Source organism: Marinobacterium profundum (assembly GCF_001528745.1).
Classification (GTDB): domain Bacteria; phylum Pseudomonadota; class Gammaproteobacteria; order Pseudomonadales; family Balneatricaceae; genus Marinobacterium_A; species Marinobacterium_A profundum.
In genome coordinates, this window is record NZ_BCNS01000218.1 from 1 (window position 1) to 9,470 (window position 9,470).

The window sequence follows — 9,470 nt, forward strand, 5'->3', positions numbered from 1 at the left end:
CGGGATTGGTCAGCACCTTCACTCATGCCCGTGCCTGTTGGCGTAACATGGTGGAAAGAGTCATGAGAGATTCAACGAAGGAACGACTAAAGCGCGGGGTATTTACCAGCGTACCCGAACTGATTGGCACTATCGACGAGTACATTGCGCATCACAACACCAATCCAAAGCCATTTATCTGGACGAAAAGTGCCCGCGATATCCTGGAAAAAGTCATTCGTGCCAATAACCACTTAAGCTCTAAACAGAATGAAACACTACACTAGGTAGTACTACTTAGAGCACTCAGTAGAATTCCCCCTGCGGTTCGGGGGGCTGCTGCGCATTAGTGCGAATGGCGGTATCAGCGGCGAATCGTCACCATAGCGCAACGGTTCCGACATGGACCTGATGCGGGTGTGCAGGGCCAAACAGGCCATGCGCGCACTTGAAGTCCCTACTGGGGACAGTCAGTCAAAAGGTGACAATAACAATGTTTAAACTCCCTGTTGCACGCACTTTGATTGCGGCGGCGGCTTGCGTAGCCACGCTGTTCAATCCGGCCCAGGCCGAAGAAAAGGTTTACCGCCTGAAAATGGCCGAAACCTGGCAGACCAACTTCCCGATCTTCGGCGATGCGCCGCGCAACATGGCTGCCATGGCTGAGAAAATGTCCAATGGCCGTCTGAAGATCACTATCGATTCCGCCAACAAGCACAAGGCGCCACTGGGTGTGTTCGACATGGTTCGCGCCGGCCAGTACGACATGGGCCATTCGGCGTCCTACTACTGGAAAGGCAAGGTCCCCAATACACTGTACTTCACCACCATGCCTTTTGGCATGACCACACCTGAGCAGTACGCCTGGTTCTACCAGGGTGAAGGCATGGACCTGATGCAGGAGGTGTACGAGCCCTTTAACCTGCTGTCCTTCCCAGGTGGCAATACCGGTAACCAGATGGGCGGCTGGTTCCAGAAAGAAATCAATTCGCTGGATGATATCCAGGGTTTGAAGATGCGCATCCCTGGCTTTGCCGGTGAAGTGCTGGCGAAACTGGGTGCCAACCCGACCAATATCCCGCCGGGTGAGCTTTACACCGCACTGGAGCGTCGTACCATCGATGCGCTTGAGTGGGTAGGCCCAGGACTTGATCTGCGCATGGGCTTCCACAAAATTGCGCCTTTCTACTACACCGGCTGGCACGAGCCTGCCACCGAATTGCAGTTCCTGATCAACAAGCGTAGCTGGGAGAAGCTGCCGGCTGACCTGCAGGAAATCCTGCGCGTCTCCATGCGCACTGCCTCTTACGACATGTATATCCAGAACTACGATGCCTCGGCCACCGCCTGGGCTGAAATGAAAACCGAGTTCCCGGACATTCAGATCAAGACCTTCCCGAACGATGTTATGGCTGCACTCAAGGGTGCTAACGACGAGCTGCTGAAAGAAGCTTCCGCCGCTGATCCACAGGCGAAGAAGATCATCGAATCGCAGCAGGCGTATCAGGAAAAGGTACGGGTCTGGACCAATATTTCCGACCGCGCCTACCTGAACAGTCTGTCCGACTGATCCAGCAGGCTGTTTAACGGGAGCCACTTGTGGCTCCCGTTCCTGTATCAGGGGCCTGGTTCCACACCGGGCGCGCCTTTCGAGAAAGATGCCGAGGTGTTTCCATGCTGATGTTGAAACTGGAGCGTGCGGTCAACCGGGTCTCAGACCTGTTTGGCAAGGCCGCTGCCGTGCTGTTTGTGCTACTGCTATTTAACGTTTTCTACGACGTCGTGAGCCGCTATGCGTTCAACGATGTGTCCATCGCCATGCAGGAAATGGAGTGGCACCTGTTTGCCCTGATGTTTCTGCTGGGGGTGCCCTTTACCCTTCGCGCCGATGCCCATGTGCGCGTGGATATCATTTACGACCGCCTGAGTCTGCGCAAGCGCGCCTGGATAGATCTGACCGGCACGCTCTGCCTACTGCTGCCGTTCTGTCTGCTGGTGGGTTGGTACGGCGTGGGCTTCGCCTATGAGTCCTTCCTGCTGGGCGAGAGTTCCGGTGACCCGGGTGGCCTGGCGTATCGCTGGTTGATCAAGGCCGCCATACCCTTCGCATTCTTTGCCACCGCCCTGAGTGGTTTCGGGCTGGCGCTGAAATCAGTCAATACACTGCGGGGACTGTCTGTGGCCGATATTCAAGGTGATCGCGCATGATCGGTATTGTAATGTTTTTTGCTGCCTTGGCGCTGCTGCTCAGCGGTTTTCCGGTGGCCTTTATCTTTGGCGGCGTAGCGCTGCTGTTTGGTGTTTTTGCTGAAGGGGCGGATATTTTCGCTTTCATGCCATTTCGAATTCAAAGCATCATGGAAAGTACCACCATGATGGCAGTGCCGCTGTTTATCTTTATGGGCCTGGTGCTGCAGAAAACCCGCCTGGCTGAGCAGCTGCTTGAAGCCATGGCAAAACTCTTTGGCGGCGTGCGTGGCGGCCTGGCGATTTCCACCGTACTGGTGGGCGCGCTGCTGGCGGCGTCCACCGGTGTTGTAGGTGCTTCAGTGGTTGCCATGGGCCTGATATCGCTGCCCGTGATGCTGAAATACAACTACGACAAATCCCTGGCCTGCGGCACTATCTGCGCATCCGGCACCCTGGGGCAGATCATCCCGCCCTCCATTATCCTGATCATTCTGGGTGATGTGCTGGGTATACCCGTGGGGGATCTGTTCAAGGCGGCGCTTTGGCCTGGACTGATACTGATCGGCGCCTATATTGTTTACATCCTTATCTACGCCTTTATGAATCCAGCATCGGCACCGGCCCTGCCGGTGGATCCAAGCATCAGCCGTCGCAGTTACTATGGGCAGGCACTGAAAGCGATTCTGCCGCCGCTGGCACTGATCCTGGTGGTTCTGGGTTCTATCTTTGCCGGTATTGCCACACCCACCGAGTCTTCTGCCCTGGGGGGCGTTGGTGCCCTGGTGCTGGCGCTGCTGTATCGCCAGTTCAGCTTTAAGATGCTCTATGAAGCCTCGCTGGAAACCGTAAAAGTCACCGCCATGGTGTTTGCCATTTTGCTGGGTGCCACGGCCTTTTCGATGGCCTTCAGCTATACCGGAGGCGATTATATTGTTGAGGAAGTGCTGACACAGCTGCCCGGCGGCCAGATGGGTTTCCTGCTGCTGTCGATGCTGGCCATACTGATACTGGGCTTCTTTATCGACTTTGTTGAAATCAGCTTTATCATAGTGCCGATTCTGGCGCCGGTGGCCGATGCCCTGGGGATTGCGCCCATCTGGTTTGCGATTCTTATCGCCATGAACCTGCAGGCCAGCTTCCTTACCCCGCCCTTTGGGTTTGCACTGTTTTACCTAAAGGGAGTGGCGCCGGACTCGATACGTACCACGGATATTTATAAAGGTGTCGTACCCTTTATTCTGTTGCAGCTGGTAGTGCTAATTACGATTCTGGCGTTCCCGGGGCTTTATGGTCTGACCTGAGCAAGGTCCGCCTGACGCCGGTGCAGGCTTATACAGCTCGCCATCTGCGGCGGCTTCGACTTCTGTCGGGGTCGCCGTTTTTTGCTGTTATCATGGCCGTGGTCGCGCAGCGGCATGGATTTTTATTTTTCACCAGGGGTGTCATGGGTATGTCATTAAAGGCCAAGCTGTTGCTGCTGGCGATTCTGCCGCTATTGCTGGTGAGCAGCCTGGTGACCATGGTGAGTCTGCAGCAAGCGCGGAACCTATCTGAGCAGGAAATCCGCATTTTCGAGGACAACCTGCTGAGCACCAAGCAGCGTGAGCTGCAGAATTATGTCAGCCTGGCGCTGACCTCCATTGACCATATAGTGGCCAATGCCGATGTGCATGACGAGGCTGCGAAAATTGAGGTCATGCGTATTCTGAGCGATCTCACCTTCGGTGATGATGGCTACTTTTTTGTCTACGACCGCACCGGCAAGGTACTGGTGCACCCGATTCTCACCGATCTGGTGGGGCAGGACCTGTACGACATGCAGGATGAGCGCGGCGACTATGTGATTCGCAGCCTGCTGCAGCGAGCGAGCGAAGGTGGCGGCTTTCATCGCTACCTGTGGCAAAAACCATCCCGTGGCGAGTCGGAAGAAAAACTCGGCTATGTGGTGAGTCTGCCCAAGTGGGACTGGATGCTGGGAACCGGGCTCTATATAGATGACATCACCGAAGAAGTGGCGAAGATCCGTAGTGAAGTGACGCGCAATATTCGCAGCACCTTCTTTACCGTACTGCTGATAGTGGCCGCAGCAGTGGCTGTGATTATCGTTATCGGCATTGCACTGAATCTGCATGAGAGTCGCCTCGCCGATGGGCGCTTGCGTTCCCTGGCCCACAAGTCGATTCAGCTGCAGGTGAGCCAGCGCCGCGGCTTTGCCAGGGAACTGCACGATGGCATCAACCAGCTGATGGTGTCGGTTAAGTTTCGTATAGAGTCGGCCCTGAGCAAGCTGGCCAAGGCCGGTAACAGCGAGACGGCAGAGGCTGACCTGCGCCACGCCATGGCGGTGCTCAACGAGGCGATACAGGAAGTGCGCCGCGTGTCTCACGACCTGCGCCCCAGTATTCTCGATGACCTGGGGCTGGAGCCTGCGTTGCGTAATCTGCTGGATGAATTCAAGCTGCGCACCGGCATCCTGGTGGATCTGCGGCTCTCGCTGCCGGCGGCACGTCTGAACGATGATATTGAAACCACCCTGTATCGGGTGGTGCAGGAAGCACTGACCAATATTGAAAAACATGCTGACGCCAGTCACCTTCTGGTGCGCAGCTGGTATAGCAGCGGACTTTTGTGGCTTGAACTGAAAGATAATGGCTGTGGCTTTGACCCCGATGACCTCTCGCCCCAGGCTGGCATTGGTCTGCGCAATATCCGCGACCGGCTCGAGCTGCTTGGCGGTGAACTTGCGCTGGAATCGGCACCGGGGGAGGGGGCGCGGCTATGCATAGGTTTGCCATCCTGAACAGTTGTGGCGCCTTGTGCGCAGTATCCGGGAGTATCACTGCATGACAGAGTCTGTACCCATTCGCGTGCTGCTGGTGGATGACCATCCACTGGTGCTGGAAGGTATTTCATCCCGGCTTGGCACCGAAGCCCACCTGGATGTCATCGGCCTGGCGTACAACGGCCAGGAAGCGCTGGAACTGGCTGAACAGCTGCAGCCGGATGTCGTGATGATGGACGTTTCCATGCCGGTGATGAGCGGACTCGAAGCGACCCAGATATTCCAGCAGCGTTTCCCCTCGGTGCGTGTGCTGATTCTCAGCATGCACGACAACCGCGAGTATATTCTGCAACTGATCCGCGCCGGCGCTTCGGGTTATATCCTCAAGGATGTGTCCTCCGATGAACTGATTAAGGCCATCGAAACCGTGCACCAGGGCGGCACCTACTTCAGCGCCAGTGCGTCCCAGTCGCTGTTCAGCCTGGACGAGGCCTCTGCCGCTTCCCTGAGCCCGTCAGCGCCCGATCCCGACTCGCAGCCGCTGACACCGCGGGAGGAGACCGTGCTGCGTCTACTGGCCGAAGGTGGCAGCAACAAGGATATAGCCCGCACCCTGGATATTTCGGTGCGCACCGTGGAAACCCACCGGCAGAATATCAAGACCAAGCTCAACATCCAGACCGCCGCCGGCCTGACCCGTTTCGCCATTGAACAGGGCCTGGTGGAGCTGAAATAGACCCCATGCGAGGCTTATCTTCGCAGTGCCTGACTTTTTCTTAAAAAATCAGATAAAAAGTTTGCAATACATGACCTTATCCATTAAATTACGCGGCCTCAACGTTACGGAACGGCAGCAAAAGCCCTCGGTGCTGTTGAGAAAAGAAGTAACGTTGGCGCTTGCGACAACGGTAACGAGTACGCTCAGGCGTGCAAGTTACAAGTCTGAAAAGACAGTGCAGCATACAATATGGTGAGGTGTCCGAGTGGTTGACTCGGAGGCGAAGCCGTAGAGAACGTCGGAGCTTGCGACGACGGTAACGAGTACGCCCAGGCGTGCAAGTTACAAGTCTGAAAAGACAATGCAGCATACAATATGGTGAGGTGTCCGAGTGGCCGAAGGAGCACGCCTGGAAAGTGTGTATACCGCAAGGTATCGAGGGTTCGAATCCCTCCCTCACCGCCATATTCTTAATTCTCTTTAAGTTTCAATGACTTAAAGGGGAATGTCAGTAAAAATACCCAGGTGTGACACTTAGCTATGACAGTTAGGGGTTTCGCTCATGCCTGCGCACTTACCACATACTTACCGTACTGCAACCGGGACTTACTACCTTCGCCTGATCTGGCCCAAGGCTGTTCTCGGTTTTTTGCCGTCCATTTCTTCTATATTCCGCTGCTCCCTTAAAACCAAAGAACGTTCCGTTGCTAAACACAGGGCTTTCGCACATATTAATTTTTTTAATGAATTAATTGCTAGCGTTTTAAAATACGAGTATTTTAAAAAAGAGTTAACCGAACATGAGGCCAATATAATGGCCCGGGGGGTGGTTAGTTACTTAAAAGGATTTGTAGAGAAGGATAGCAGTATGTTTTTAAAAAGCATTACACATCAGAGTAATAGTGGCAGTGAAGTTCGGTTTGACTACGGCTCTGCCGATCAAGACCTGGAAGCGCTGTTGAAGTATTTAAAAATGATGGGTGAGTATACAGAGATCTCTGAAGTGCATTCTGTATCTCGTCCTGCGGCTGTTTCTGGTGTGCTGGAAGAGTCTGCATCGGGGAATGGGGGGGAAATAAAAGGCTATAGCGTTCGTGAGCTTGCTGATGACTTTTTGCAGGATCGCCTGGTGGCGGGAAAGTGGAAGGACGAAAAAACCTTACAGATTAACGTCGGCCGGATTAACGCTATCGTCGAGATAATCGGAAAGGACAAAATTGTTGGTTCTCTCAAAAAATCCGATATAGTTGACGTCAAAAAGACGCTACGTCAGTATCCTGCCCGACGTAATCTGGGCCACTCGGCGAGCGAGTCGCTACAGGTTTTGATGGCGCGGGATACTTATGCGCGCATATCTCCCAATACCGCCAAGGCGTACTTTGAAATCTGCCAGTCTCTGATACGTTTTGCCTACTCCAACGATGACCTTGAAAAAGATATTGCCCGCGATATCGATTTCCCGGCAGAAACCCTTGAAGAGGACGAAAAGCACCCGTTTGATCCTGCCGACCTGAAAGCTATCGTCAATGGGTATATGTATACCGCTGATTACACGGGTAGCAAGCGTCAATTCCTGTCAGCGCACTTTTGGGTGCCTCTGATGGCCATGTACACGGGCGCTCGACTGAACGAGTTGTGTCAGCTGGGGGTTGCTGACATCCAGTGCGAAGGCCATATCTGGTACTTTAATATCACGGATGAAGATGAGCATCAGAACCTGAAGCGCAAAAGCTCGAAGCGCAAGGTACCGATTCATAGTCAACTCTTGGAATTTGGTTTTATTGGGTACTGGGAATCGCGCAAGGCTTTAGTTGGCGATGCGTCAAATACAATGCTGTTTGAGGGGCTTGAGTACGAGAAAGGCAGTCGTTGGGGGCGTAAAGTTGGACGCTGGTATAATGGTGACGGCGAGGCGAAGGCCAATGGCTATCTCGACACAGTCCAGATTAAAAATCGTGGTAATAAATCCTTCCATAGTCATCGACATACGGTTATTGACCTGTTGCGGAATGCCGGTGTAGAAGAAGCGCGTATTGCTGCTATTGTCGGGCACGAGAATGCAAGTATGACGAGTAATTACGGACGTGGCTTCAATATTCAGTCGTTGAGTACAGAAATAGAAAAAATACGCTATGACATGGATATGGAACACGTCGATTACCCGCGTTTCTTGCGGATGAAAGATGATTTTTCACCGCGTCAGCGACGTACTCATCGCGTGAAACGAAAGCAGCCCATTCGTAAAGCTAAAGACGCTGCGTAATTTTTTATTTCGTGGTTGAGCATAGATGGAAAATTTATTTCCATCGATCAGTGTTTTTTCCTATCCAATGCCGTGCTGTTGTTCAGGATGTCAGGCGATGGGAATTACAGTCGATTGGTTAACATATTCTAAATAGCATGGAGTGCTATATGTTGAAAGCAAGAGAAGGAACTCATGGCGGGTTATCAATTTATACACTACGAAGCATACGGAACTAAGGGGACGAGTAAAAAGCGCAGTCTGACGTCAATTGCGCGGGAGGCTGAACGGGTGCCTTACAGCCACCCGCATGTGAAGTCGCCGTTGCAGCCTGAGTACTTACTGGGCACTTCGTTCGTTGCGGTGGCGGAGCAGATTTCGATAGCGGCAGATGCGAGCACCACTTTGCATGGCGGTAAAAAGCGTAAGGTAAGGGCCGATGCCAATACAGGCATTGGGCTGATAGCGAGTTATCCGCTGTCAGTCGCTGACCTGGACGCGCTGCCGGACGAGCAGCGGCAGCTGCGTCTGGCAGAGATACGGGAGTGGGCAGAGGACTCAATTGCATTCGCCCAAAGCGAATTTCCCGGCCGCGTACAGGTTGCCGCGCTGCATTGGGACGAAAGTCATCCGCATATTCACATTCTGGTGGGGGCGACAGAGCCCAGTAGGGATTTTACGCAGCTGCACAAAGGTGAGTTAGCCCGCAGAGCTGCGCAGGGCAACGACCGTACAGGCCAAGGTAAAAAGGCTGGTAACGACGCGTATAAAGCTGAAATGAGAAGGTTTCAGGATCGTTATCATCAGGAAGTCGCCGTGCACTACGGTCAGGCCCGCATAGGGCCGCGGCGTCAGCGGCTGACGCGTGCGCAGTGGCAACGTGAGCAAGCTAAGGCGGAAGCCTTGGCCAATGCCAAGCGGCAGGCCGAAATCGTCGATCGGCAAGCAGCACAGGTCCTGTCGGACGCCCAGGCGCAGGCTACGTGGCTTGTGGAAGCCACGCAGGAAGAAGCCCGGTTGCAGACCGCGCGCATTGCACAAGAAAAGGAGCGGGCCGAAAAACTGCATCAGCAAGCCCAGGCGGATGCGCTTGTTGCGGCTCAGGCGCGCCAAACGGCGGAGGATGCGCGGGTCGCGGCCCAGGCATTGGTGGAAAAATTCAAGCCGTACGAATCACTGGGCGGCCGAATACTGGGATTTTTTGGTCTCAAAAAGCTCTTCGAGCACCGCGCGGAAAAACGCTGGCGGCAAAAAACAAAAGTGCTGCATGCGCAGATCGACCGGCTGACCGGCGAAGTGAGTCGCGTGGGTGTGATCAATCGCGAGCGTGAGACCGCAACACGTGCACTGAATGCGCTTAAGGTTGCTTTACAGGTACCTATCGAGGCTCAGGCTTTTCGGAGCGAGGGTGAGGCTGTCAGGTCGCGATTAGAGCAATTGCAGGAGTTCATGAAAGCCAGTTCGAGCGATCTGGTGCTGGCGGCTGTGCTGGCTGACCTGACTCTGATAGACAGCTGACGCGGCCGACGACGCCGTGCGTCCAGCGACCATTACTCCCG

General features: G+C 54.3%; 7 protein-coding genes, 1 tRNA gene and 1 pseudogene. All 9 read left to right on the forward strand.

Annotated elements, in window-relative coordinates; all coding sequences use genetic code 11:
* Positions 1 to 266, forward strand: a pseudogene (locus MPRO_RS24590) (hypothetical protein); the annotation flags it as partial.
* A 206-nt stretch (positions 267 to 472) separates the two neighbouring features.
* Positions 473 to 1,549 (forward strand): TRAP transporter substrate-binding protein, encoded by a 1,077-nt coding sequence (locus MPRO_RS24595; RefSeq protein ID WP_102136360.1) that lies wholly within the window; start codon positions 473 to 475, stop codon positions 1,547 to 1,549.
* Between the two features lie 104 nt (positions 1,550 to 1,653).
* Complete coding sequence (locus MPRO_RS24600; protein WP_067299027.1) at positions 1,654 to 2,187, forward strand: TRAP transporter small permease subunit; 534 nt, start codon at positions 1,654 to 1,656, stop codon at positions 2,185 to 2,187.
* Positions 2,184 to 3,470: a TRAP transporter large permease gene (locus MPRO_RS24605; protein WP_067299029.1), complete on the forward strand. Its 1,287-nt coding sequence runs from the start codon at positions 2,184 to 2,186 to the stop codon at positions 3,468 to 3,470. Before MPRO_RS24600 ends, MPRO_RS24605 begins: the two co-directional genes overlap by 4 nt.
* Before the next feature lie 143 nt (positions 3,471 to 3,613).
* Positions 3,614 to 4,969, forward strand: a complete 1,356-nt coding sequence (locus MPRO_RS24610; RefSeq protein ID WP_245635199.1) for a cache domain-containing protein — start codon at positions 3,614 to 3,616, stop codon at positions 4,967 to 4,969.
* Positions 4,970 to 5,012: 43 nt separating this feature from the next.
* Positions 5,013 to 5,687, forward strand: a complete 675-nt coding sequence (locus tag MPRO_RS24615; RefSeq protein ID WP_067299031.1) for a response regulator transcription factor — start codon at positions 5,013 to 5,015, stop codon at positions 5,685 to 5,687.
* A gap of 359 nt (positions 5,688 to 6,046) precedes the next feature.
* Positions 6,047 to 6,134, forward strand: a tRNA-Ser gene (locus MPRO_RS24620).
* Positions 6,135 to 6,231: 97 nt separating this feature from the next.
* Entirely contained in the window at positions 6,232 to 7,932 is a 1,701-nt protein-coding gene (locus MPRO_RS24625; protein WP_067299033.1) for a site-specific integrase, read from the forward strand.
* A 174-nt stretch (positions 7,933 to 8,106) separates the two neighbouring features.
* Entirely contained in the window at positions 8,107 to 9,429 is a 1,323-nt protein-coding gene (locus tag MPRO_RS24630; RefSeq protein ID WP_067299035.1) for a plasmid recombination protein, read from the forward strand.
* Positions 9,430 to 9,470 lie beyond the last annotated feature (41 nt).